General features: G+C 53.5%; 25 protein-coding genes. 13 read left to right on the plus strand and 12 right to left on the minus strand.

The annotated features are described in order from the left end of the window. Nucleotides 1-507 precede the first annotated feature (507 nt). The 10 genes from FFR93_RS00005 to FFR93_RS00050 form a co-directional block, all read right to left on the minus strand. The gene (locus FFR93_RS00005) at nucleotides 508-1266 is read right to left on the minus strand and encodes a PhoH family protein (protein WP_138391286.1); all 759 of its coding nucleotides are present in this window, start codon (nucleotides 1264-1266) and stop codon (nucleotides 508-510) included. Nucleotides 1267-1535: 269 nt separating this feature from the next. Beyond that, a complete protein-coding gene (locus FFR93_RS00010; RefSeq protein WP_138391287.1) occupies nucleotides 1536-1922 on the minus strand; it encodes a hypothetical protein in 387 nt (128 codons plus the stop codon). After that, nucleotides 1919-2341 carry a hypothetical protein gene (locus FFR93_RS00015; protein WP_138391288.1) on the minus strand — a complete coding sequence of 141 codons (423 nt, stop codon included), beginning with the start codon at nucleotides 2339-2341 and terminating at the stop codon, nucleotides 1919-1921. The genes FFR93_RS00010 and FFR93_RS00015 overlap by 4 nt, the downstream gene beginning before the upstream one ends. Beyond that, nucleotides 2341-2856: a hypothetical protein gene (locus FFR93_RS00020; RefSeq protein WP_138391289.1), complete on the minus strand. Its 516-nt coding sequence runs from the start codon at nucleotides 2854-2856 to the stop codon at nucleotides 2341-2343. Before FFR93_RS00020 ends, FFR93_RS00015 begins: the two co-directional genes overlap by 1 nt. Then, complete coding sequence (locus tag FFR93_RS00025) at nucleotides 2846-3064, minus strand: hypothetical protein (protein ID WP_138391290.1); 219 nt, start codon at nucleotides 3062-3064, stop codon at nucleotides 2846-2848. The genes FFR93_RS00020 and FFR93_RS00025 overlap by 11 nt, the downstream gene beginning before the upstream one ends. 93 nt (nucleotides 3065-3157) lie before the next feature. Further along, a complete protein-coding gene (locus tag FFR93_RS00030; protein WP_138391291.1) occupies nucleotides 3158-5083 on the minus strand; it encodes a DUF87 domain-containing protein in 1926 nt (641 codons plus the stop codon). 2 nt (nucleotides 5084-5085) lie between these two features. Further along, entirely contained in the window at nucleotides 5086-6099 is a 1014-nt protein-coding gene (locus FFR93_RS00035; RefSeq protein WP_171048999.1) for a DNA double-strand break repair nuclease NurA, read from the minus strand. A gap of 86 nt (nucleotides 6100-6185) precedes the next feature. Next, entirely contained in the window at nucleotides 6186-7331 is a 1146-nt protein-coding gene (locus FFR93_RS00040) for a hypothetical protein (RefSeq protein ID WP_138391293.1), read from the minus strand. A gap of 3 nt (nucleotides 7332-7334) precedes the next feature. Beyond that, complete coding sequence (locus tag FFR93_RS00045; protein ID WP_138391294.1) at nucleotides 7335-8423, minus strand: replication initiation protein; 1089 nt, start codon at nucleotides 8421-8423, stop codon at nucleotides 7335-7337. A 372-nt stretch (nucleotides 8424-8795) separates the two neighbouring features. Then, nucleotides 8796-9572: a thermonuclease family protein gene (locus tag FFR93_RS00050; protein ID WP_138391295.1), complete on the minus strand. Its 777-nt coding sequence runs from the start codon at nucleotides 9570-9572 to the stop codon at nucleotides 8796-8798. Between the two features lie 723 nt (nucleotides 9573-10295). Between FFR93_RS00050 and FFR93_RS00055 the strand changes: the two genes are divergently transcribed. From FFR93_RS00055 to FFR93_RS00075, 5 genes are all read left to right on the plus strand, one after another. Continuing rightward, nucleotides 10296-10841 (plus strand): XRE family transcriptional regulator, encoded by a 546-nt coding sequence (locus FFR93_RS00055; protein ID WP_138391296.1) that lies wholly within the window; start codon nucleotides 10296-10298, stop codon nucleotides 10839-10841. Nucleotides 10842-11001: 160 nt separating this feature from the next. Next, nucleotides 11002-11925 (plus strand): ATP-binding protein, encoded by a 924-nt coding sequence (locus FFR93_RS00060; RefSeq protein ID WP_171049000.1) that lies wholly within the window; start codon nucleotides 11002-11004, stop codon nucleotides 11923-11925. A gap of 214 nt (nucleotides 11926-12139) precedes the next feature. Further along, nucleotides 12140-12358: a hypothetical protein gene (locus tag FFR93_RS00065; protein ID WP_138391298.1), complete on the plus strand. Its 219-nt coding sequence runs from the start codon at nucleotides 12140-12142 to the stop codon at nucleotides 12356-12358. A gap of 16 nt (nucleotides 12359-12374) precedes the next feature. Then, entirely contained in the window at nucleotides 12375-12599 is a 225-nt protein-coding gene (locus tag FFR93_RS00070; protein ID WP_138391299.1) for a hypothetical protein, read from the plus strand. Between the two features lie 2 nt (nucleotides 12600-12601). Beyond that, entirely contained in the window at nucleotides 12602-13087 is a 486-nt protein-coding gene (locus FFR93_RS00075) for an NUDIX hydrolase (protein WP_171049001.1), read from the plus strand. Between the two features lie 252 nt (nucleotides 13088-13339). On the opposite strand, the gene FFR93_RS00080 is transcribed toward FFR93_RS00075, so the two are convergent. Then, nucleotides 13340-13831 carry a BA14K family protein gene (locus FFR93_RS00080; protein WP_246661265.1) on the minus strand — a complete coding sequence of 164 codons (492 nt, stop codon included), beginning with the start codon at nucleotides 13829-13831 and terminating at the stop codon, nucleotides 13340-13342. A 178-nt stretch (nucleotides 13832-14009) separates the two neighbouring features. Here FFR93_RS00080 and FFR93_RS00085 point away from each other — a divergent pair, with 178 nt between their 5' ends. From FFR93_RS00085 to FFR93_RS00120, 8 genes are all read left to right on the plus strand, one after another. Continuing rightward, the gene (locus tag FFR93_RS00085; RefSeq protein WP_138391301.1) at nucleotides 14010-16226 is read left to right on the plus strand and encodes a TerB N-terminal domain-containing protein; all 2217 of its coding nucleotides are present in this window, start codon (nucleotides 14010-14012) and stop codon (nucleotides 16224-16226) included. Further along, a complete protein-coding gene (locus FFR93_RS00090) occupies nucleotides 16223-17530 on the plus strand; it encodes an ATP-binding protein (RefSeq protein ID WP_138391302.1) in 1308 nt (435 codons plus the stop codon). Before FFR93_RS00085 ends, FFR93_RS00090 begins: the two co-directional genes overlap by 4 nt. A gap of 12 nt (nucleotides 17531-17542) precedes the next feature. Next, on the plus strand, nucleotides 17543-19801 hold the full coding sequence (locus FFR93_RS00095) for a DEAD/DEAH box helicase (protein WP_138391303.1): 2259 nt from the start codon (nucleotides 17543-17545) through the stop codon (nucleotides 19799-19801). Nucleotides 19802-19858: 57 nt separating this feature from the next. Further along, complete coding sequence (locus FFR93_RS00100) at nucleotides 19859-20770, plus strand: hypothetical protein (protein WP_138391304.1); 912 nt, start codon at nucleotides 19859-19861, stop codon at nucleotides 20768-20770. A gap of 157 nt (nucleotides 20771-20927) precedes the next feature. Then, nucleotides 20928-21383, plus strand: coding sequence for a helix-turn-helix transcriptional regulator (locus FFR93_RS00105; protein WP_246661266.1), 456 nt, complete (start codon nucleotides 20928-20930; stop codon nucleotides 21381-21383). 63 nt (nucleotides 21384-21446) lie between these two features. Further along, entirely contained in the window at nucleotides 21447-22559 is a 1113-nt protein-coding gene (locus FFR93_RS00110) for a hypothetical protein (RefSeq protein WP_138391305.1), read from the plus strand. A gap of 27 nt (nucleotides 22560-22586) precedes the next feature. Beyond that, complete coding sequence (locus FFR93_RS00115; RefSeq protein WP_138391306.1) at nucleotides 22587-22868, plus strand: hypothetical protein; 282 nt, start codon at nucleotides 22587-22589, stop codon at nucleotides 22866-22868. Between the two features lie 9 nt (nucleotides 22869-22877). Further along, on the plus strand, nucleotides 22878-23330 hold the full coding sequence (locus FFR93_RS00120; RefSeq protein WP_138391307.1) for a hypothetical protein: 453 nt from the start codon (nucleotides 22878-22880) through the stop codon (nucleotides 23328-23330). Between the two features lie 21 nt (nucleotides 23331-23351). Here FFR93_RS00120 and FFR93_RS00125 read toward each other — a convergent pair whose 3' ends face one another. Continuing rightward, the gene (locus FFR93_RS00125) at nucleotides 23352-24125 is read right to left on the minus strand and encodes a metallophosphoesterase (protein ID WP_138391308.1); all 774 of its coding nucleotides are present in this window, start codon (nucleotides 24123-24125) and stop codon (nucleotides 23352-23354) included. Nucleotides 24126-24211 lie beyond the last annotated feature (86 nt).

Consider the following 24211-nt stretch of genomic DNA (forward strand, 5'->3'; position numbering starts at 1 on the left):
GGTCGCACCAAGTTCGCTCGCCGTTATGGCTTGAGCGTCCATGCGGCCGCCGCTGTCACTATCGCCCGCCGGGCGATGGGGTTGTCCGAACGTGTGCCATTCGTGGTTCAGAGGGACGTTCTCGTCCCTCTGAACACAGGCGATCATGTCACCCTGTGTTCCCCTGCAAGGACGAACATCAGGCATGTATGGTCGAATTGGAGCGATTTGCAGCGTGAGTACAAAAAGGCGACAGCCAAGGCCTATGCCACGGCTGAACGGGCGGGAGGATCAACCTCCCGATCCAAAGCAAGGAGGTCGACCCGCAAGGGGAGGCAAAGCCTGCGGGATAGATGGGCCAGTGGTCCCTCGTCATTGTCCGGATCGGGAGTGGCTCCCGCTATGGAACGCAACACCCAGGCAAGGGCTTGCCTGGGTGGCGTATCGTCCATCGAGACGATACGTTTGCCTCTGGATGACATCGGCTGGTCTCAGCGTTCAACCGAAGTTTCCGGATAGCCCGTGGCGTTAGAGGTACTCTAGTGCTACTTTGACCATGTCGTCGCGGACGACGTCTTCTTCCAGGAAGTCGACAATCGTGTAGCCAGGCGCAGTCCTCAGCTTGTTTGCAGCCTCCATGAAGCCGTTGATACCCTTTCGGTCACTCTGGGAAGGGTCGCCCGTCAAAATGAATTTTGAGTTCTTACCTATGCGCGTAAGCGCCATCTTGATCTGGCCGTAGGTCGCGTTCTGCATTTCATCGAGGATCACGATTGCGTTCTTCAACGTTCTTCCGCGAAGGAAGGCGAGGGGAGCAATTTCGATGACCTTGCGCTTGAGAAGGTTCTCGAATAGCTCGACGCCGAGTTCTTCTTCCAGGATGTCGTAGATCGGAATGAAATACGGATGCATCTTCTCGTCGATACCGCCTTTCAGGAAGCCGATCTTCTCGCCTTCTGCCTCGACAGCCGGGCGGGTGATATAGATTTTTCCATATTTGCTCCCGGGAGTGGAAACAAGCTTCAGCGCGGAGGAGACAGCAACCTTGGTTTTTCCTGTGCCGGGAGCGCCAATACCGAAGGTCACGCGATTACGATTTGAATTAATCGCCTTCAGCATAATTTCCTGGCGTTCATTGCGGGACTCGAACTTGTACCGATAGGTAAAGAGTGGCGTCTTGCGCTCTGTACGCTGCCGATATTCGTCCATTACCACCATGTTGGCGACGCTTTCGGGCATCGGCTGGAAATGTCTGTCTTTTTTCTTCCGGACTGCGCTTCTTCCCATGCTTCAAACTCCTGTATTTGCCGGGATTGAGAAAGCAAAAAAGGCGCAGTCGGGAGACGACTGCGCCTTTGGAAATGAGAGGGTTTTGAAACCGTCGAAGGTATGCAACCCGATTTCAGCGGGTGGTCCAGGAACCTTTATGAAGACCTTCGTTCCGTCCATCAACAACTCGTTGCTGGTATTTGCTTTCGATCTTCATCTTCCCTTACGGCGCAAATTTTGACAAAGGATTTGTTTGAACTCCCGGAATTTGGACCGATAAAGGAATTCTAGATAGTGGGTCCTGTATTCAGTTCATTCTCCTGCGACAGCAGGAAATCGAGATTTTCACTGATACGACGAACTTCTTCATAGCCAAGCTTGGCCTTGCCATCGTCTTCTTCAACGCCGATGAGCTTGCAGAATTCCGCGTATCCGGAGCAATTCCGGAAGGAGCCTACATCTTCGAGCACACGAGCAAGGCAAAACTCGGGCGTCAGACTGTCGCTGTAGTCACTGCCAAGCGACATGTAAAAATCGAACGAGACCCTGTCATTGTGCAGATTGCAGTAGTAGTGCGTCATGTCCGCGCTTTCCTGTGCCATGAAAGGGTTTTCCATGACAGGAGAGGCGGTGAGCTGAAGATCATAGGTCGAAATGATATCAGTTGCGTTCATTGCGTGCGCTTCTCCTCCAGTGCGAGACGAACAAGAGCCAGGATACCCGCAGAACCCGCAAGATACCCCTGAACTTCGACCCGGCGACGGCTTCTGACATCGCTTGCTGTTGCAACATATCGGTCGCCCGACTGAGTGACGACGACCCTATATCCCAGCTTCGCTGCCAACACATTGAGTGCTGGTCCACCTTGCGTAAAGGTCGGGATTTCAGATTCCAGCCAATTGGCAAACCGAACCTTGGACGTGGTCAAAACCTCATCGAAACGACGACGGTGAACCAGCAATTCGACCAGGCGATCCACGAACCGGTCAGGTTTACGAATGTGGGCCAGTTCGTAGAGCAGGTCGACGAGATCAACGGTTTCGGAGGACAATACAGGCGGGATGACCGCCGAATGGAGAGTGGAGCCATTCATTATTGAAGTGATCCCTTGTCGTTGCTCGACGCCGCCAACATACGGGCTTTCATCGCCTTGAAGTTCACATGAACCTCATTAAAGACACCTGAATGGGCAAACACCCATTCAAACAACTCGTCGTCCTTGGACTTTTCACCTGTTTCGTAACGACCGCGTAGCGTATCGAAATGACGGCGCTTCATAAGCAGCCACTCCTCGAAGGTTTCGAGGCTGTTCACGCCTGTATGCGCCGTCCATTTGTCGATATCCGTTCCCTGAATGAGTTCGGACACCGAAAACATCCCCCGCGATTTCATTCGCGCATCGAGATCGACATCGTTATCCAGGGCGCGCAAGATGCGCCGAACCTGCTCAAGGCGTTCCTGACGCTCACCGTTGGTGAGATGCTGGTTCCAGCGGATTTCCTGCAACTGCTCCAACGTCACCGAGGAACCTTCAGGAAGAGGGTTTACCGGCCCGTTAGCAGCCATGGCCAGGCGAAGAACCTGACGTTCATCGAGATCAAAGGACAATGTCTGTGTCCTTCTTCATAGCCGCTGTCTGCTTGTTGCGGGCGTGCTCGGCTTCGCGTCTGCGGGTTTCATTTTCATCGTAATAATCGACGACAGGTACGTCCTTCCACACAGGAACGATACCGCCCTCAAAAAACATCTGCTGCAATGTCATCTGTCCGTCGAAATCACGGAACTGACGTAGATTGAGTGTCGGCACAAGAGCCATCGGTAAACTTCCCGAAAACGGATTTAAGGAATTCCTTACAACGGCAAAACCGTTGACACAAGGAGTTATTGTCTAAAATAAACCTCAATCGGATCAATCGTCAAGAAAACCATTTGCCAGATCGTTCATGGTGAGCGTCTGAACGTTGCCGGTAGACTTGCTTTTCCGCATAGCCATCGTCGGACGTTTGAACTGACGGTTGGACATGTCGACCGGCATATTGTTGAATTTCACGAAATCCTCGGCCCCAAACGCATTGAAAAACAGCGGATGGTTGGCAGACATCGGCGAAATCGGGCCGAAGGCCATCCACGGATACATTTTTTCTTCAACACTCCCGTAGCTTGCTGGGTCCTTAAATGAGCGATACAAAGCAACGTCGCCTTGATCTCCGCCTACAATTTCACGAACGGCTTGTAATTCCTCACCCATCGAAAGGCCATAACCAATATAGAAACATCTAATCTGTTGTATAATCTCTTTATCGAGTCCACCTATCGTTTGGTCGATAAATGCCCAGCCTAAACCATACTTACGCGTTTCTCGTACTGCCTCGACAAGTTTCGCTTTAAGTTTCTTTCCATCTTCATCATCCGCAGCAATGGACTTGGGCGCAAAGCGATGTGCTTCTTCAAAGAGCACCAGCGTATTGACGTTGCGCTTGTCACCATTTCGAACCCTTTCGGAGACAATGGTTTCGCAGAGACGGCGCATCGAAGATACGATGCGATAGATGATCTTCTTCTGCAGAGAATCGGTGAAGAGGTCGCGCTCTTCGTCCGCTTCCCGTAACTCCTTGAACTGATCTCCAAGATCAAAAAGGTCTCGCCGGTTGCCGGAAACGGAAAGGTCAAGAACGACAAGCGGACGGTTGCCGCTGTCGGAAGCCATCAGGTGATGAACGATAGAGCCGATGGTCTGGCGGTTGCCATCCTTGGAAAACAGAAATGCAACGAATTCCCAAGCCGACCAGGCGCGATGCTTCTGATTGTCGAGAATGCGCTCGATTTCTGCCTGTAGCGCATCCTGACCTTCTTTGCCCTTGTAAATGCGTGTAGCGTAGTCTGCGCCGAGCTTTTCGAGGATATGCGTAAATGCTGCCCTGCCGCGCAATGTATCCAGGGTCAATCCGCTATCGGCCTCGCGGATGATTTCGGAAAAGGCGGTCGCCATTTCAATCTTGTTATCCGCGCCGCGAATGTTGAGCGCGGCATCGATCCCGAGTGACAGGAGGATATCCTCAAAGAGTTCGTAGCCTTCCAAACGTACCTGGGTGATGCCGTATCGTTGGACTTTACGGTTCAGGCCCTTGAGGATGTTGGCGAACTGCAGACCGGAGGAGCCAACCTGGTAATTACTGATTTCATCGGCGAACTCTCCCTTAGGGTCGACAATCAGGATCGCTTCATCGGCGTGTCGAGCGTGGCAAAGCAGCGCCATTTTAGCGACAGTCGATTTGCCAGAGCCCGTCTTACCGGCGATCAAGGTGTGATAGGCTTCGCCCTGTCCCCCCGTCTTCGGATCGCCAAAGTGCTTGAAGTACATCGGGAGCCGAACGTTTCCGTCGCCATAGGCCCGGCCGACATAGAAAAGGTTGTCCTTCTGGCTATGGACCAGCTCTTCGAGCATCGATTGCTGCAGGCGTTCGACAGCCGTCCCTGTGGGCGGCAGATTACCGAGAACGCGAAAGCCCCAGTCTGAATTCTTGTCTGCCCGGCCGAAAACGGCTCCTGGCGAAAGCGTGGCGGACCGGACGTCCTGGCTGCCGGAAAGGTGAGGGACCGAACCGTTGGACTTGATGATGTTTCGCATCACGTCATTCTGGTGCCATTTGTTGAACATGGACAAGCTGGTGATCTGGCCGGTGACGCAAAGTTCCTGGCCATCCTGCAATGTCGTGAACCGGACCAGCGAACCGACCAACCGCGCATCCTTGGCACGCTCCAGGATATCGAGAGTCATTTCATCGTTGGTGGAAGGGCTGCCGATCACGGCGAGAGTTTCATTGTGGATGGTCATTGTCAGGTCCGGTAACCAAGCGCGATCAACATCTGCGCTTCAGGGTCTAGAGTTGATGATAGAGCAGACATTTCGACGACGGCAGCGGCACCGACGGAAATTTGCTTTGCAAATTGATCGACCAGATATTGCGGCAGCGGCTCCTGCATGCCGGATGCCATCGTCTGGTCGTGGACAGCTCGCAGAATTCGAACCTTGGCTTCGTCGTCGAGAAAGGCGTCTGCACTGATGTCGATACGAAAAGCTTGTGTCCAGGGATGTGGTTTATAGTAACAGGAAAACATTCCTGTCAGCTTCGCGGTCAGAAGTTTTTGGGAGGCATCATCCAGGCCAAATGCCTTGTTCATCAGGCTTCGGTCGAGAACTGCCTCACGATCCTTGCTGAAATCGAAAAACCGCGTTGCTTCACCAGGTCGCAAAGCCATGGTTGCCACAGAACGGGCGTCGAGCGCCTTGAATTGGTCCGGAACGTATTTCGCGAACTGGTTCGTGGTCACGTATTTCGGCATGCCGATGTGCTTCTTGCTCGAAAGCAGAAAAAGAACCTGTTCAACAAATTCCGGCCGACGAATAGCCCGTGTTGCGGCAACAAGCGCGTGGTTCGGATCGCCTTTATCCGCGTTGGAGATCGCCTTCGACGTTGCGATCAGGGCAGCAAACAATGAGCCATCCATCAACACAATGTCTCCAACCGCTCGGGAAGCGACGTCGATTTCCAGGGAGTGCATGATGCCGGTCGTCAGTTCCTTGTTTCCGACCGCACGAGGAACCTGCTCCATGAAAACGTTAGACTCGGAGTTTTCCTCGGTATCGCCAAGAGCGATAGCGACGGCGGTGCACAAGTCGCCGATACTGCGGCTGTCGCAGACGACGGCACCGTCGACAGCACTCACCTGAGAGACAGGAGCCGATGCCAGCATGTCTGGGGTGACTTCATAAACCCCCGCCTCCGACGGCAGGGCCAGCCCTTCGATGAGGGCCGTGCGCAGAATACTCCGACTTTCGGCATAACGCATAGCGTTGGCTGATGTCTGGACCGCGACCTCACTGCCGCGTTCCAGCATCTTCATCACAAGGTGAGCGGGAACGCCGGTAAGATCACTCATGCAAGCAGGTCCGACCGTTCCAGAAGGAAGTAGCCGAAGTCACTGACCGGATCGAAGGGCATTTTTCTACTGTCGTCGATCAGCGCCTCACGCCATTCCGAAAATCTGGTGACGATATTCCCAAGGTTTCGGTAGCCGTCCGGCAGCTGTTCAATCCACCAGTTGCGAAGGTTCAAAACGCCCAGCTGGTCAATAGCCTTTGCATCAGGGCCAGCGAAGTTTGCCGCTTCCATGATTGTGCGCTTGATGCCACGTCGATCCGAGATGAACGCGGTGAAAATTGGCAAAGCTGTCGAACTGCCCGGAACAACTTCGATGACCTTCTTCTCCACCTGGTCGAGGAAATACTCTTCCAGAAGGTAAAGCTCATTCGAACTGATACCGTGAGCACGCGCCGCAGCCAGCACAGGGAGAGACCGCCGCAATGGAAATCTTTTCGCGTGATGGACCAACTGGGACCGCATGACACTCTGGCGCTCGTTCTTTTCCAGTTGTGCGGCGACGGCTGCATACTTCTGGAAGTCTCCGGAATCGAGCTTCGAGAGCTTCTCGATGTAATTCCGATTGGCGTGCATCAGGAACAATGGCGTGAAGTCTGACAACTCGGGACTGTTACGGATTTCCTCAGGCGACATGTCCTGGAAATGGCTGCGGTTGTAGTCAAGCATCATGAATGCTTCGGCATGCAGATCGGCAATAGAAAGGAACACCGTTTTCGTGTCGTCCTGAGCCTGACTGAGGAATAGCGCCGCTTTCGTCGCCGTGTAAACGTTGGTGTCGAGGCGGTAACGCTGTGCCCAGGCAATCTCCTGGGGCCATATGATCATGAAAATCTTATTGGCAACATCCACTTGATAGCGCTGGCTGAGAATATTGCGAACGCTCTTGGAAACAAAGAACGGCTCGGCGACCCGAGCCGAGACCCAACGGGAGAACTGCTCACGAGGATTTCTGGTCGCCAGAAAATAGTCATCGTTGCGAGTGGAGTCGGCCATCTCGAACAGCCATTCCTGATAATATTTCTCAACCCGCTTACGTTGGACCTTATGTTCGGCGGCGATCTCGTGCTGGATATCGGTCGTTAGAATGATCGGTCTTATCCGATTTGAAAGAGCTGTGGCTCTCTGAACATTCATGTTCATCGATCAATCCTCGCCATTGAAAAAGTTCGAGAAAATATCTTCGTCCAAGCCGCTAAGAACTGGATCGTTCTTCTTGATCTCGCGTAGATCGATCCAGCTCTCAAAGTGCGTATCGGGATCGTTTAGGGTGAGGCCACGGGTGACATCTCGCCACTCCCGAACAAGCTTCTCGATATCATCCTCTGTGGACAGCTTCGAAGCGACCCGCTCAATGACGGTCGACGTCAATTCGGCAGGACCGCCACGCTCCTCGTTGGTCTTGCCATCCAGCATGTCCACCGTGAACTGGTCTCCGTTGTTAGGGGACTTTGTCTTTGTCTTGGTGTTCGTCGACTTGATCGTTGTGGCCTGAAGCAGTCGCGCATGGGACTTGCCCAGGATTTTGAAGACGATTGTAGACACTGTGCCGCCCTGACCAGCAGTCTCAGTCTCATACGCGATATCGAAATCCGCGATGTTGTTGACTTCTTCGACAGCCTTGTCGAGAATCAGTCTCCGGAAATTGTCGAAACGAGGATGTTTTTCCCCGGTCTCGCAAATGGACCGAAACTCAGCGACGGATAATCGCCAGGTGGCGTCATATTTGTTTCGGTTCATACATCCGAACTCATAGAGCCGCTTGGCACCCATCGACTTGAGATCATAGGAACGATTGACGTTGATGCTTCCGTACACTTTCGGGTCGGGTAGAAACTGGACAAGGATCGGATCAAATGCGAACTGGAGAAGCCCGTTCTCGGCATGGGAACTGTTGTGGGAAAGGTAATGGGCTCTGATGGAATGACGCTCACCATCTTTCTCGTAGTCAATTTCAATGTTGACCTTGCACAACCTGTCGAGTGAAGTGTGGACTTTAGCTGTCCGGTCCCAGCGCATGAACTCCATAGCTTCCTTAATCGGGATTTCGTAAATGAACCCCTGTTTTGGGTAAGGATGGACCCGGGCGAGGAGATAATTAAAAAAAGACAGGTCCTCGGGTTTAAGGCTCAGGCCACCTTCCACTATGACATGGGCAGCTGTAATGACAGAGCTGTGCTTTCGGATCGTATCCTTCATTGCATCAACGCGTGTAATTATTTCCTGACCTGTCATTTTATGCCCCTATATTTCCAACGCAGTTGACTATCTATTTCCACTAGCGTTAGGAGAATTCCTTAGTGAAGTGTGTTTAGAACTTAGGGGTGTCGGCTAGCTAAGGTCAAGCCATTTTTCAAAAGAATTCCTTTTGGTCCCCAGCCGGAATTTTGACCCGAATTCCTTGTGCGTTTTTAGGGGATTTCTGTAGAAAGTTAGTGAACTTCCCGATTCAGGTAACCTGATTCATGAATTAATTCATCGGTTTAAGGCTGTTTCGAAAATCTGGAATCTATAAGAATTAGATAACTGGAATCTGACATAGATTTGATGGGTCGATTCCTGATTCCTATGAAGAAGGATAGGGCGGGTTTCCCGGCCTATCAACGGCTACGGATTCTTGCGTCTCCATTCAATTGGCCCGGTAAATTTTCCAACCCACAGACCGGCCTTTTTTCTTTGTGCGGCAGCCTGAACCTCGACATATTTTCGGCCATGGCCGTTGACGACCGCCATACCCGCGTCGACGACCATCCTGGTCACATCGGGAATACCCACACCGGAACAACTTACCGCCGCGCCAGCGCCTGCTGGAGCGTCGACCAGGCATTTTAGTCGTTTACCGTCGATAAGGCGGTTTAGGAACGTTCTGGCGGCTTCCCCGCATCGCCAGGCAGCCCCACCGGCTGCCGTGCAAACCTGCTTCAGGCCCGGCGCGTCTACGCCATTCAGTCGTACGGGATGATTGTCGATGAGGAAACTATGACCGTCGAAAACCTTCGTCACTCCGGAAAGTGTCATTCCAGCGGCGTATTTGGTCTGTTCCTGGGCTTTCGCCGATTGTTTTTGAGGGGCGGCAACGTCCTGGGGGGATGAGGTTCTCATTCCGTCGGTCCCGCGCGTAATCTCTGTAGTTGGAATCCTCGGCGGTGTAAGCTCTTCTGGCGTGGCAACCGTCTCGGTTGGGATCAACGGCGCGGTCAGGTCGGCCGACGAAAAAGCCTGTCCAATAGTGTTGTCGTGCTGTTTTGGCAGGTTAATGGACGGGATATCGGAGAGCACCGGCGTCCTGCTTGTGCTGACGTTCAGCGTCTGAGCGTGAAGAGGCGATGCGGTTGCCAGTAATGCAAAACCGATGACGGTCAGAGGCGATGCAGGAAAGTTCATGTGGATTTTCCAGAAACAGTCAATTGATTCATGTTCTTGCACGGCATGGATCGGCGCAATACCGGGTCGTTCCAGCAGTCGATGGCCGGGCCGTTTCTGGCACCCGTTCCAGCGAGATCGGAAAGTGAAGCCACGGATTTGATTCAACAAATTTCGATACGGAAAATCGCCACTTTTTTAGCAAATCGTCGCCGTTCAAAGTAGGTAGTCGGCTACATATTCGCTTTCGTGAATCATTTGTTCGACATTGTGAATCAGCAGTTCGACATCTTGAATCAAATTTCGAGATTCAGAATCCGCGTTCGAGTTTGTGAATCCAGATGTTGAGGTTGCGTGCAGGAGTTCTTCGACATCTCGAACTTCTTTGTACGAGATCGTGAATCTTTTATTCGGCATTGTGAATCAGTCTGGGACAAAAACGTTGACGCCTAAAAAATGCTCACTGCTTATTTTTTAGACAAGTCCACTAAAAATTCGACATCGTGAATCATTTGTTCGACATCGTGAATCAGTAAGCAGTTTTGAAGGTCTCTATGGCCTGGAAAAGCCTAGAAGTTCGAGATGTCGAACAAAATTATGGCAAATATTCGAGATTCCGAATCTTGGGGCCAAATTTGTTGACAGAATGCCTGTCGTTCACTAAGTCGTATAGAAATTTCGGCATCGTGAAGAAGGCGGCCAGTGTCTGAGACAGACGAAAGAGGCAGACGTTTTCTGGAAGCAATGGGTGGGCGCACCTATGCTGACGTCGGGAAAGCTGTCGGTGTCGCTGTCTCGACCATTGCCGGATACGTTGAGGGAAAAGTCCCGAATGCCGAAAAGGCACTTGCCGTCTGTGAAGTTCTCGACCTCGATCTCTCGTACTGGGTTCACGGCGTTTCCAAGAAGCCCGCCCACAGTGACGTGTGCTTTCTTCCCTGGCGTAACGGTCCGACCGGAAACGAGGCAATTCCCTATGCATTGAATTTGATCGAAATGCTGGAGCGGCCGGTCGAATCCTTGTTTTGCGGGTTTGGCTCGGGTAACTTGATGGCTCCGACCATCCCGCAGGGCGCGGAAGTTATATTCTCTAGTGACCTCTCCCGGTTGAATGACGGCTGTGTGTATCTGATCAGGGCGGGCAATGACGAGGTCCTGCGCCGACTGCGAATACGACTGGACGGTAAGCTGGAAGCGTTTTGCGACAATCGTGACTTCGCCAGCCAGATTGAAACTGTGTCACTCGACGATCTCGTGGCTGAGGCTGTCTGGGTTTCCAGGAAGCCCTGATAATTTCATCATGTTGCGCCGACATGGCTTCGGATTCATCCTTTAAAAGGAATTCCGGAGACCATGCTCAATGATTAGTAATATGTCCGCTTTCGAAAACCTTGTACGGTCGGGCGTATCCGGCGACAAGAGTGGCTTCAAGGCGGTCGTCGATCAGCTTTTGCAGGAAGCTGAGAGCAAAGGAGACGAGACGCTTGCCCGCCTGCTGAAAGCTGCCATGACGGGCGGCGAGAAGGGCAGTATTGAAGACCGAACCGATAAAGCGGCGATATCGGCCGCCTTCGACAACAAGTTGCGAAGCCTAGATGACATTCCGATTGGTCTTCAGTGGCAGAAGACGAACGCGACGCTGAATGCGCTTATCCTGAAACAGGAAACGGTCGACGTCATCTCCAGCGTTATTGAAGAACAGCAGGACTATCAGTTGTTCCTGGATGCTGGCCTGAAGCCGCGTCACAAGCTGCTCCTCATCGGTCCGCCCGGCAACGGGAAAACCCAGGCGACCAAAGCCTTTGCCAATGCGATGGGGCTGCCTTTGTATTTCGTCCGTTACGACGCCCTGATCTCGCAGCGCCCCGGGGAAACCTCTAAACGACTGAATACGGCCTTCGAGTTTGCCAAAAGCCACCGATGCATCCTGTTTTTTGACGAGATCGATGCGATTGGTAAAGAACGTTCCGACCCGAATGAAACGGCCGAAATGAAACGCGTCGTTTCGACCCTGCTGGTTCAGCTTGACGACGTTCCGCCCCACGTCATTTGCATGGGAGCAACAAACCACGCGGGTCTCCTCGACCGTGCGTTCCTTCGCCGTTTTGACATTCGTATCATGCTGCCCAACCCGGGAACGACGGAATATGCAAAATACCTGAAGATGGCATTCAAGAAGTGGGGACATGAGCCCAGCCGGAACTTGCGCGTTCTTGGTATCAGTCTGCAGGTCGAGAACTTTGCAGAGGCTGAAATCTTCGTCGACGACTGTATTCGTGCGTGGGTGAAGGCGAAGAAGTCAATCACGATTGATGAGGCTATCGATCAGACCTTGCTCGCATGGCCAAAATCGCGCGTCAAAATTCCGATGTAACGAAAAAGGCCTGGTCACAACGGCTATTCGGATTATCGTGTGGGTTGCCCCACGCAACGTCCGACTTTTTAGTGCGAGCGACTAGACCCTGCAAGCGAAATGCCTGAGCTTGGTTTGGTGTTTTGCAAAGCCGAGGAGAAACATCGGTCAACGGCGGAACCTTCAACTCACAACGCGATGCCTCTCCGCTGATAACAGGCACTGTGGAGCGCAAATGAAATTCGGATTAGATCAAGAGATCGTCGATCTTGAGCAAGAGATCGCAAAAGGGGAGTGGTCGGCCGCCTCTGTTTTTGGTGATACCCCAAAGGTCGGCTCGATGACGACGGAGCGAGCAGCTCAACTACGCCGCGACTGGCGGCCAGTCACCAGAGGTGATATTCATGTGGAAGTAAAGCGTAGCCGCCACCTACCCGGAAAGAAGGGTAGCTGACCGATAGGAGGCCGACATGGACGGCGAGATTGTTCTAACAATGATGTTCGATCCCGGGCATATCCCGACATCGGATGAACTTCTTGAACTTTACGGTCCCGGCATGATCTCCGCTGAAGTCAGGGATAGCGTCGTCGACCTGGTTGTTGCTCCTGTAGGCAAGCAGGACTACGCCGATGTTATCGACAAGATTTGTGAGACCGTCATAAAAGTGTACCCAGAAGCGAGAATCCTGCAGTGACATTGACTTTTGAAGAGCAGGAAGCCCTGCACAGGCAAGCAAAAGCCGAAACCGGTTTCTGGGGACGTCAAGGCTCCGGTTGTCTCGTCTACGCGCGTGATACCGGCAAATATCTGGTCCAACTGCGATCCGAGGAAGTGCTGCAGGGCGGGACGTGGGGTGTCTGGGGCGGCGCTGTTGATCATGGGCTTACGCCAGAAGAGAATGCGTTGGCCGAACTGATGCAAGAGACCGGCTTTGACGGTGAGCCGGAGCTTCATTTCCTGGTCGACTTCATCGATGAGGCAAGTGGTTTTCGGTATCGAAATTTCCTCGCGGTTGTAGAACAGGAATTTGATCCTATCCTCAATTGGGAGGGTGAAGACTCCCTGTGGTGTGAGATCGGCGACTTGCCGGACCCTCTTCACTTCGGACTTGAATATCTGCTTTCGAGAATTCCGAACCCTGCACAGCACCTGGGTATCGCGACATCGCCTGCTTTGAAGTGAGGTGCGGGCGCTTGCCATCTCTCAAGCCTCACCACAGTTCGGTATCGATATGGTAGTTCCGGACCGTGTTGAAAGCTTTCTTTTGATCTGCGCTGTGGCTCTGACGGCGCAGATGGTGTGGGGCGCGTTTCTTGTTGCGCTGAACCAGGCAAAAGAACCGTCATCGTACTGACTACAATGCCGGTCCCGATTGCGACGCAATGTAAAATGGCCCGGGAAATCCGAGCCATTTGTGGGTAAAATGAGTAGTGATTAGCGGTTCGCATCGCAGAACTGCAGGACGCCATCCGTAGCGATAAACGTGCCTGTTCTTGGATCGAACGATCTGTAGCGGTTGGAGCACCAGCGGTACCACTCGGGAGACCACGGGCGGATAAATCCATAGTGGTACTCGCGGACTGGGGGTCTGAACCTCGGTGGTGGTTCGTATCTCCGGTCGTCAACGATGGCCCCGCCAATAATAGCACCAGCAGCAAGACCCAGGATACCAATAGCTAGGTCGTCATCGCGGTTGCGTCGACCATCATGATGACGTCGGGGTTCATCGCGACGCGCGTCATGTCGCCTGTCATAATGACGGTGGTCATCCGGTCTGAATTCGGGGCGACGATCTTCCGGTCGAATGCGTTCGCGGTCCTGGATGTAGGGGATCGGGCCATTCTGCTGGGCGCTTGCCAAGCTCGGAACGGCGACGGCTGAAAAAGTCATTGTGATCGCCATCAATGTGGTGCCAAGTTTCTTCATGATGAAAATCCTGCTAAATCAAAGGAATTCTACAATACTACAGTCGCCTGAACGTAGTATGAATTTGGCAGGAACTCCTTGGTCGCAAGAAAATCTCAAGGTTTTATCAGCTTTGTCTGATTGAAAATCACGCCGAAAGAGATGATAATTTCCGCAAATTCCCTTTTGGCGGCAGTGCGTGGACGCTTTTCTGAACATCAATGACCCGTATACGGTTGTTCCGCAACTTCCAGAGCGGCCAGCCGACGAGTTGCGCCGTGGCGGGGTTGCCAGGTGGATCAAGCCGGGCGCAGTGGTGAGGATCGCCGGGATCACGCTGAAGCATGGGAACTTCTATTTCGGAGAAATCCTGGGAGAAAGGGCGGGGGAGGCGAACGACAATCCGGTGGTTAATCCGGAACTGCTTGATCCATCTGCCCCTCCTGTCGATTTTCCAAGACACGAACCACCTTCGTTCGCGCTCCTACCATTGCGTCTGAAGCTGGATTACATCCGTTGGCTGGCGGGGGGTTGCGTAGATCGCAGAGTTCCTGTCGAGTTTCCGCTCTTGTATTTCTATGGACTTGAGCACCGCCTGATGGTGGAAGAAAACGGGCAGAACCAATATCTGCTCGGAGAGATCAGGCGCTTGCAGCTCTTGTTCGCCCAAGAGGCGCGGCTTCAGCGAGATATCAATCGGTTGTTCATGTCCGTCGGCGTCGGGGCGTTGCGCGAGGGGGTTATGCCCGTTTTCGATGCGTTTATGGAAACCGCTCTTCGCCCGGCTCCGGCCGTCCTGATCCATCTTGGAAGGCGCATATCCCATGATGGTGTTCTGGATGCGGATGATGCTCTGTTGTGGCTGAAAAGCTCGTTCAAGATAGGCTTATCTGTCGCGGCGTCTCGCTGCCAGCGGCAGTTTGAAGCGCTGTTCAGACTTCGTTTCCGTGAGGCATTCCCTTCGGGCTATCCCGTCGCCATGACGCCGTCGCCTCTAAGGATCACGCATCGACTGGCGACGTGGCGGCGGGCTCTACCTGTTAAATTGCCGCCTCATGCAGGATATGTGGCAGATGTCGAGCTGGTCCCAAACCTGCTCATAAAATTGCGCTATATCGCAACCAAATGCGGCGATGAGCTTGAGCCATACAGTCGATACATGGCGCGCAAAGGCGCGGCTGATGAAAATTCGCTTGAAGCGATTTCCCTGCTACCGGACGCGTTGAAGCGCAGTAATTTTGTCGGTGGATATTCCAAGGTCATCCGTGCTCTTGATGAGGCCGTGAAGACCAGTGCCTATATCCAAACGGATGTTGGCAAGTTCCTCAGCATGTTGCACCTGGAAGCCAAAGGGGCGGGTCCTGTCCCTCCGAAGGTGCAGGCGTCGGTGGCCAGTTTCCTGGATGGTATGGGTTTCGGTTTTGAGCCAGATCGCCGGTATGGCAATGGCGGACTGGTGGGGGAGGGGGCGATCTGCCTCTTCAAGGCCGACGGGGGTGGCTCTCTTGATGTTGCGGCCTCGCAGTATTCCGTTGCACGTCTCCTTGTCGAGCTTGCTGTTCTGGCTGCGAAAACCGATGGTGAGGTCAATCAGCGCGAGATGGCGGTGGTCCGCAAATTCATGGACGGCTTCACCATGCTCGGCGAACTTGAGCGTCGGCGGCTGACTGCGGTCGCCCGGGCTATCATGAAAAGCGGAAACATTGATGGGCCATATCTTAGTTCCGCCGCGCGTCTGGCGGATGGCATATGGGACAAGGCTGTCGCAGTCATCATGGATGTCATGACCGCAGACGGCCCTGTTGTCGTCGATGAGGTTCGGTTTCTGGAGCGGTTGTTCAAGGCGAGGAAGCGGCCGGTAACGGAAGTTCATCAGCTTTTGCATCGCATCGAGCCTGCAGCTTCGCAGCCTGATATCGATGGGCTGGCTAAGATTGCGGGAAGTATCCCTGCGGCTGGCGTCAAGATTCCGAAGGAAAAGGTCACGCCCAAGGTCGGAGAAGTTGCTCCCATCGCGCCTCCTGCGCCAGTCGTCACAATCGATTTCGAAAAACTCGCGCGTCTTAAGCGGGAAACCGAGGAGGTGTCCGGCATCCTTCAGGATATTTTCAAGGAAGATGTCGTTGAAGTGAGGTCTGAAATACCTCAGACTGATAGAGAAAAGAATTCCTTTCCCGGTCTGGATGAAGCGCATCAAACCTTGCTTCTCCTGGTGATCGAGAAGGGGCCAATCCCAAGGCAGGAATTCGTCACGGCAGCAACTGGGCTCGGTGTATTTCCGGATGGTGCGCTGGAAACGATCAATGACTGGGCGTTCGAGCAATTCGACGACCCTGTTATTGAAGACGGCGCGCAAATCGCGGTCGTTGACGAAATGATGGACGGCCTGAAATCGATGATGGAGAGCGCGACGTGACAGGTGTGACAATCAAGGCGAAGGACAGGGATGTAATCGTACAGGCCCTGCAGGCTGGTGTTGTGCCGCGAACGGGTCTGGCTCACGTCCAGGTCGGTCGCGTTGTTGAGGTATCTGCCCTCGTGCAGGATGTCGACCGTATCGTTGATGGTGGCTCTGCCGTCCGTTTCATTATCGGTGAATACGGGGCTGGCAAGACCTTCTTTCTCAATCTGGTTCGGTCTATCGCGCTTGAGAAGCGCTGCGTAACGATGCATGCTGACCTCGGCCCGGAACGGCGCATATTTGCGTCGGCTGGCCAGGCAAGATCACTCTATCAGGAAGCGGTTCGTAATCTTGCTACACGGGCAAAGCCGGAAGGTGGAGCGCTGCAGAGCATCGTTGAACGTTTCATTTCAGAGTGCATGAAGGAGGCAACGCCGGAAAAGGGTGTTGAAACCATTGTCGAGCAGCGTCTCGCAGGCCTGCAGGATATGCTCGGCGGTTACGATTACGCCACGGTTCTGAAGGCTTACTGGCGCGGCAGCCAGGAAGAGAATGAAACGCTGAAAGCAAATGCCATACGGTGGTTGCGTGGCGAATATGCAAGGAAAACTGAAGCGCGTGCGGACCTCGGTGTGCGTACCATCATCGAGGACTCAACTGTCTACGACAGCATCAAGCTCCTTTCTGGCTTTGTCAGGATCGCGGGCTATGCTGGTCTTGTCGTAATGTTTGACGAGATGGTCAACATCTACAAGCTGCAGAACGTCGAGGCTCGCACCAAGAATTATGAGCAACTGTTGCGCATCACCAATGATCTTTTGCAGGGACACGTTGAAGGGCTTGGCTTCCTGTTTGGTGGAACGCCGGAATTCCTTATGGATAGCCGTCGCGGTGTTTACAGCTACGCCGCGCTTCAAGGTCGCCTGCAGGAAAATCCCTTCGCCAAGCCTGGCATGATTGACGTCGCCGGTCCGGTCATTCGCCTTCAGAGCCTCACGACCGAAGACCTGTATCTACTGCTGGAGAAAATCCGGGCGATTTTCGCGCTTGGAAAGGCTGACGAGTATCTGGTGCCTGACGAGGCACTCATCGCCTTCATGCAGCATTGCAGTCAGCAGGTTGGTGAGGCTTATTTCCGCACACCGCGAAATACGATCCGTCGCTTCGTCCAGCTTTTGTCGGTTCTTCAGCAGAACCCGGGTCAGGATTGGCGTCAGCTGCTCGGCGATATCAAGGTGGAAAAGGACCAGGAAGAGCTTTCGATCACGGATGCAGATGGCGGTGAAGACGACGATGAACTTGCCTCCATCACTCTCTGACGGGAGTAGCCGGTGAGCAATTTTGACCGCCTCGATCATCGCATTCAGCGGTGGATTTGGGAGAAGAAATGGCGTGAACTGCGCGATGTGCAGGACAGGGCCATTCCGCTTGTTCTCGATGGTGGTAATCACGTCTTGGTTTGTGCTGCGACTGCTGCCGGTAAGACGGAAGCCGCATTTCTTCCTGCATTGACGGCGGTCGTTGACCGGCAAAAACCCGGGTTTTCAATTCTTTATATCTCTCCGCTAAAGGCGCTTATCAACGATCAGTTTCGCCGCCTGGAGGAGCTTTGCGAAGCTCTGCAGATCGATGTGGTTCGTTGGCATGGCGATGCTCCGCAGGCTGGAAAGGACAGGGCGGTCAAGAAGCCCCGGGGTATATCGCTGATAACCCCGGAGTCGATTGAAGCTCTGTTTGTTCGTCGGCCTGCGCTCGCTCGGCGGATGTTTGCCGAGATCGATTTCGTGATCATCGATGAACTTCACTATTTCCTTGAAGGTCCGCGTGGGCTGCATCTGGCTTCGTTGCTGAACCGTCTCGATGCCGTGGGTGCCGAGCCTGCCAGAAGGATTGGCTTGTCAGCTACGGTCGGTGATATCGAGAAAGCGAAAAGCTACCTGACGTCCGGCCAGCCGCAAACATGTTCTGTTCTTATATCGAAGGACGGACGGCCAGAGCTGAAGACCCAGATCAAGGCTTACATCGAAGATGATGATGTCGAGGATCAGGATGCGCTGGAAAGTGAGGCGGAGGGCAGTCTGGCGCTCGATAAGATAGCGAATGACATCTATCGCTACTTCCGTACGACAAGCAATCTGGTCTTTGCCGGTTCCAGGCGTCGCGTCGAGTCCCTGACGGATCGACTTCGAGATCGCTGTGAGAAAAATGGTGTTCCAAACGAGTTCTTTGCTCATCACGGCTCTCTTGCCAAGGAAATGCGGGAAGACCTGGAAGCCCGCCTCAAGCAGGAGGCGTTGCCGACGACAGCCATTGCAACGACCACGCTGGAACTCGGGATCGACATCGGGCAGGTGAAGGCCACCGGTCAGATCGACGCACCGCAATCGATGGCGGCACTCAGGCAGCGACTGGGCCGGACGGGACGGCGGGAAGGGGTTCCAGCGATCCTCAGGTTGTTCGTTCGGGAGCGTCGCGTTCACGGTGGTTCCTTCCCTTTGGATCGTCTGCGGATGGAGGTGGCGAGGTCCGTGGCTGCTATTCGTCTGTTGATCGCGGACTATATCGAACCTCCACAGGTCAATCTGGCTGTACCCACCGTCGTGCTTCAGCAGGTTCTGTCGCTGACGGCCGAGTATGGCGGGATGACAGCGTCAGACCTTTACCGCATGATCTGTGGCCGTGGGCTGTTGGCTGAGATGCCGAAAAGCGATTTCGTTCTGCTGCTGAAGGGGATGGCTCATCCCAATGTGAAGCTGATCGAGCAGGCCCCGAGCGGGCTGATTATGCTGGGTGAGCAGGGTGAGCGGCGTGTGGCCAAGCATGATTTTTTCGCGCTTTTCGAGACAATCGACGAGTGGCGTGTCATGGCGGATGGTAAACCTCTTGGGACATTGCCCCTGAGCAATATGTTGGGACCAGGCAGTTATCTCTCGTTCGCCGGGAAAAGATGGCGCGTTGAAGGTGTCGACAATGTTTCGCGGGTCATTGAGGTTGCGGCTCACCGGTCCGGAAAGGTTCCGAAATTCGAAACGCTTGGGAATGAATACCTGGATCGCCGGATTGTGGAGGAAACGAGAGAGGTCCTGAGAGGGGAGGCGGATTATCCATATCTTGACGCTACCGCCAAGGAATTGCTCTCCGAAGCCTGTCGCTATTACAAGGATAGCGGTCTCGACGACGCTGTGATGCTCACACACAGAGATGCGGTGCTGCTCTTTACCTGGCGCGGTACCACCGTCAATCAACTCCTGGCTCTGGCGTTCAAGATGTCTGGGTTACCTGCAGAGCTGCATGATGCGGGGATCAATATTCCGGCGACGAATGAAAACGACGTTGCAAGGACATTGGCCACTTGGGCTCGTGTCGGCGTCACTATCGATGATGCCGCTGCCGGTGTTGAAACCTTCGTATCTGGCAAATGGGATGAATTCATTCCTATTGAAGTTCTGCGAAATCAATGGAAACGCGCCTATGCGCCAAGCATTCCGGAATTGAACGAGCTTCTGAAGGAATTGGTCACGTCTCTCGGTGTGGAGATTGAGGGTGACTTTCAGCGTCCGGATTTCATGGAGCCGAGTGGGACGCCGTGATTTGTCCCTTTCTCATGGGGGAGCGAATATCTGGATACTTCTGAGGAGTGATAGACAATGAAGATGCAGATCGCCTTTCGCGAAACCGTTACCACCAGGCACGATCATAATGTGGCAATGGCTGTCGGTGTCATTGAAGTTGGTCCTCAGGATACGACTGACTATGAAGATAAAAGTCTCGTTTTCCGTTTCGACTTCAATCCAGCTCTGGAGCATGCGGTAGCCGCCTCAACCCATTGGCCTCCACGCAGGCTGGTTGACAGTTGGGGTTGGCTGGAAACCGAGCTGGAAACAGGCACCCTTGAAGGTTTGCTAATGTCTCAGATCGAGCGTGCGATCCCGAACGACATTCATAATGCTGATTTTGTGCTACGGCAGACGGAGGTGCCACCATCTGTCGAGGGTGGAAGAGTGTTTGCGTTTTCGGGCTTCCTTCATGTAAAACCTGAGCAAAGATTCAGCTTTAACGACGTCGTATGGTTCGAGAGCCCAACCTCCGGCCAGGACAATGTGATGATTTATGCTGGACGCTCTGGCGTTGAGCGACGTCTTGAAGATGGACGGCAGGATATGGTCGAAACCACGCGTGGCGACGCGATGTCATCGTTTCTCCGCAAGCCGCTCTGGGGCTTTGGCGATGAGGCCTATTCTTTGCCCGGCACGATGCGGTTGAGCATGTATCAAAAGATGGATCGTTACATGGAGTTGTTCTTCTCTGAAAGCTTGAGCGCGGCTGACAAAAAAGAATTCGCTGGCCTGAAGGAGGAAATGCGTCGAGCCGGGCTTGATAATGTCGCTAAAGACGAAGATTTCAAGGCTTTTGTTAAGCAAATGCGACTGAAATACCCTGAACTGGTTGGAAACAAGCCTTTGACCGGGAAGCAGCGGCGTTTGCATGAGGAAAAAGTCAGTGAGGTGATGTCAGAGGTTATGGAAGCAGATGGCTTTACCCGGTCGTTCGGGCGATAATCCGTTTCCGCACAAAGGAAATCGCGTGGTGGTTGTGCGAAGAATTTTCCACTTATTTTCAGTTTGACGAACGGTACCTTGGCGTCTACTCATGCCCGAATTTCGGGCCTTTCGAGGTCTTCGAAAGGATTCGTGGCGTGGCTAACAGGAGATATAAGTGGCCAAGGAAATCAAGAAGTTGATCAGCTCTAGGGGCGGCAGCATTGCAAGCGGCGCTAAGAAAGCGCATCCGGTCGATAGAATCGTCGGCGAGAATGTTCGCCGGTTGCGGCTGCAGTGTGGTATGTCGCAGGAGCAGCTTGGTGCACAATCAGGCGTTACATTTCAGCAAATTCAAAAGTACGAAAAGGGCACCAATCGCGTATCCGCAAGTCGCCTGGATGAGTTCGCGCAGCTCTTCAATGTCGACCATAATGCCTTTTTCACCGGTGCGGGACCGGCCAGAACCCCAACGCCGGATGCGGCTGAGCGCCTGACCTTGAGCCCCCGTGGCTATAAGCTTGCTCGCTTGTTCGATGAGCTGAGCGACAAAAAAAGACAGCAAGCTGTGTATGCCCTTGTTGCTCAGATGGCTGGTGGTGATACGGCAGGGGCGGACGATCAGGGCGATTGATCCATTCTTGTTTGCTGCGAAGCTTTATGAGAGCGTTCCTGGGAACTCACTTAGGAACCTCTCATGTCATCAACCTCAATTACCATCCCGGTGCCAATCAACGTCGAACATAAGAAACCCGGCTCTCGGGGTAGTCAAACGCTGAAGGTGTATAACGAGACTGAATTCAGCGTTCCCTCGTTTTCGATTGATCAGGTCGGTTTCGTGGCGCAGTGGTGTCAGCCGTGGGGTTCTTCCAAACATGTGACATCCAGCGACGTTAATCTCGTCGGCGGAGACTGGCAGCGCAAGCTCGCTCAAGCCGAGCATATGGTGGCTTTGGTTGTTATCGATGGCGTCTTCTACACACCGGTTCGAGGCAGGGAGCATGACGGTGCCGTCCAATATCTTATAACAACGCAGAACGCGGCAAGCGCCCTGTCGAGTGGCCTGCTCACGGTTAATCCCTTTGGTTCCCGTGAACTTTACCCTGAACACATGGGCTTCAACATAAGGAATCATGGTGTCGTCGGCGGCCGTCCCTTTGTAGAAACCGGTCTCCCGGATGGGCAGGTGTTGCTTGGGACAAACGAAGCAGATCGCGTCGAGCGTCTGACGCGCTACCTGGAAAAGAATTTCATCGCTATTGACGGTATCCTGTTCGCCCGAACTGAGGAACCAATGATCCTTGTGAGGACCGGTTCCGAGAAGGTGTCGATGTGCATGGTGACCAAACATGACGACAACGCAATCGTACCGATTTTTGAACACTATTTCCGACTTGATGAGTATGACCGAGCCTTGCAGATGGTTGAAGATCGGTGGTCAAAGGACGTAATTACGGCTCAGTTCACCGACCTGAACGTTGTCGATCCGGAACCCTTGACGAGCGACTTCGAGATGAATGAGGCACTGCGCCTGTCACGTCGTTACTTTGATAAGTTGGCCCCATATCTAAGGCAAATGGATTGGGAGACGGCTGAGCCCTGGTATGCGCTGAAAAAGCTGCTGGGTAACCCTGAGCCCGGTGTTGATGATGTCGATGAGATGATTTCTTTGGTGCAGAAGTCGGCAAACGCGCTCGAACACAATAAAGAAGTTGATGAGGATTGGCGTAACAAGACCGTCCTTTACGGACGTCTCGGCGTAGAGCGTTGGACGTACCGTCCAATCACCTTCTCAGGTCCGCGCATCTGACCGGCACAATTCGTAAAGGAAATAACGATGCCTTTGAAAGTATTGCTTTCGAACGTAGGAAATCCTGATCACAGGCAAGACCCGGGTCGTCCATTGTATGGTACGCGATCCGGTTATTGGGTCGAGGTGGCTGATATTGAAGCCGCCAGCAAGGCCTGCCGCGATTATATTGCTGAAAATGATCTCGGTGGTGGCAACTGGCCGCACGCCGAAGTTCGGGACGTCGAAACGGACGAAGTGGTGGGTCACATCAGCTATAATGGCCGATTTTGGGAGAAAGAGCCGAGTGCTCCGGCACCGGGTATGTGAGAGCGCACGGTGACGGATCATTGCTCACCCGAGCTTCAGAGTCTGCTTTCGTGCAACGTCGAGGTCCGGGATGACGAACTTGGTGTCGACGTCGTCGTTTCGCTCCATGAGATGTATACTGCCAGGGCCTGCGATGAGTTGGCTGTCGCTCTGGCGGAACTTGTAGAGGGTGGGGAGGTCATCCAGGTCAGGACGGCTGGACAGTGGCCGGAGGGCTTGCTGTTGCACGCCGGAGTGCATCGGGATGACTGGGTCTATGATATAGAGGGTGTGCACGACATCGATGAATGGATTGATCGGTGGGGAAGGGGAATGGAAATCGAGGTTCGCTTTATAGACCCCGCCACCGAGCAGCAAACCTTTCAGAATGCCAGATCACGCCAGTTAGCTGTCGACACGGCGCATTATCTTCTGGATGCTCCGGAACTGGGCAGCGCCAGGAAGTCCCTGCTTCAGATGTGACCGTGCAACTCGGTTGTCAGCTCAGACCTCGAAAACGAAGCTCGGATCGAAGCTGGTTCCCTTCTCATTGTCTCCGTAGCCGCGCGGGTTTGACAGGATTTCGGTCTGACCGATGCGATAGCGGTTCGAGCGGTGAACATGGCCGTGAACCCATGCTGAAGGCTTCAATTCCTCGATCAGGGCCTCCAGGTTCGAAGCGTAGGAAGGAGCTGAAGTGTTTGCTCCGTCGGTCTCGCTCATCGACTGAATGCTGGGCGCATGGTGTGACGCAACGACGGCTTTGCCATTGCGGGCTTCCAAGGTCTTCGCGATGAATGATCGACTTTCCCTGTGCATGCCAATCGTCCGGGCAGGTGTCAACCGTTGCCAGGGTGACTTCTGCCAGCTGATTTTCTTGTAATCCTTCATGCCAATCTGGCTATCCTTGGCAAAGAACGCCGAAAGTTGTCGATTGCTGTGAAGGTCCTGGTCGGTCCATAGTGTGGCTCCAACAAAAAGAACGTCGCCAATTTCGACTGCACGGTTATGCAGGAAATGGACGTTAGGCATATCGGCAGCTGCAGTCTTCGCAGCTGCAAGGCTTTCGATGACTGAGCTTCTGTAGAACTCGTGATTACCGGCTACGAAAATGACGGGCATCGATGGTGCAATATTTGCGTTCAGCCATTCCAGTGAGGGAACGATCCCCTTGTCGAGAATGTCGCCAGCCGCGATGCAAACGTCAGCTTGTGGCGGCTGAAGGCTCGCAATTGGCGTATGTTCGAGATGTAGGTCGGAAAAGAGCCAGATTTTCATTCATGAATTCCTTTGAAGAAAAGCATAAATGGCTCTGGATAGATGTCAACATTAAAGCCTGGCCCATCTTGAGGAGTCCTGTTGTC

The organism is Rhizobium sp. MHM7A (assembly GCF_005862215.1).
In the GTDB taxonomy this organism is placed as follows: Bacteria; Pseudomonadota; Alphaproteobacteria; order Rhizobiales; family Rhizobiaceae; genus Rhizobium; species Rhizobium bangladeshense.

Excerpts from the sequence above, each read along its gene's own strand:
- FFR93_RS00005 (WP_138391286.1), bottom strand. The coding sequence starts at position 1,266 with ATGGGAAGAAGCGCAGTCCGGAAGAAAAAAGACAGACATTTCCAGCCG.
- FFR93_RS00010 (WP_138391287.1), bottom strand. The coding sequence starts at position 1,922 with ATGAACGCAACTGATATCATTTCGACCTATGATCTTCAGCTCACCGCC.
- FFR93_RS00015 (WP_138391288.1), bottom strand. The coding sequence starts at position 2,341 with ATGAATGGCTCCACTCTCCATTCGGCGGTCATCCCGCCTGTATTGTCC.
- FFR93_RS00025 (WP_138391290.1), bottom strand. The coding sequence starts at position 3,064 with ATGGCTCTTGTGCCGACACTCAATCTACGTCAGTTCCGTGATTTCGAC.
- FFR93_RS00030 (WP_138391291.1), bottom strand. The coding sequence starts at position 5,083 with ATGACCATCCACAATGAAACTCTCGCCGTGATCGGCAGCCCTTCCACC.
- FFR93_RS00035 (WP_171048999.1), bottom strand. The coding sequence starts at position 6,099 with ATGCGTTATGCCGAAAGTCGGAGTATTCTGCGCACGGCCCTCATCGAA.
- FFR93_RS00040 (WP_138391293.1), bottom strand. The coding sequence starts at position 7,331 with ATGAACATGAATGTTCAGAGAGCCACAGCTCTTTCAAATCGGATAAGA.
- FFR93_RS00045 (WP_138391294.1), bottom strand. The coding sequence starts at position 8,423 with ATGACAGGTCAGGAAATAATTACACGCGTTGATGCAATGAAGGATACG.
- FFR93_RS00050 (WP_138391295.1), bottom strand. The coding sequence starts at position 9,572 with ATGAACTTTCCTGCATCGCCTCTGACCGTCATCGGTTTTGCATTACTG.
- FFR93_RS00055 (WP_138391296.1), top strand. The coding sequence starts at position 10,296 with ATGGGTGGGCGCACCTATGCTGACGTCGGGAAAGCTGTCGGTGTCGCT.
- FFR93_RS00065 (WP_138391298.1), top strand. The coding sequence starts at position 12,140 with ATGAAATTCGGATTAGATCAAGAGATCGTCGATCTTGAGCAAGAGATC.
- FFR93_RS00070 (WP_138391299.1), top strand. The coding sequence starts at position 12,375 with ATGGACGGCGAGATTGTTCTAACAATGATGTTCGATCCCGGGCATATC.
- FFR93_RS00080 (WP_246661265.1), bottom strand. The coding sequence starts at position 13,831 with ATGAAGAAACTTGGCACCACATTGATGGCGATCACAATGACTTTTTCA.
- FFR93_RS00100 (WP_138391304.1), top strand. The coding sequence starts at position 19,859 with ATGAAGATGCAGATCGCCTTTCGCGAAACCGTTACCACCAGGCACGAT.
- FFR93_RS00110 (WP_138391305.1), top strand. The coding sequence starts at position 21,447 with ATGTCATCAACCTCAATTACCATCCCGGTGCCAATCAACGTCGAACAT.
- FFR93_RS00115 (WP_138391306.1), top strand. The coding sequence starts at position 22,587 with ATGCCTTTGAAAGTATTGCTTTCGAACGTAGGAAATCCTGATCACAGG.
- FFR93_RS00125 (WP_138391308.1), bottom strand. The coding sequence starts at position 24,125 with ATGAAAATCTGGCTCTTTTCCGACCTACATCTCGAACATACGCCAATT.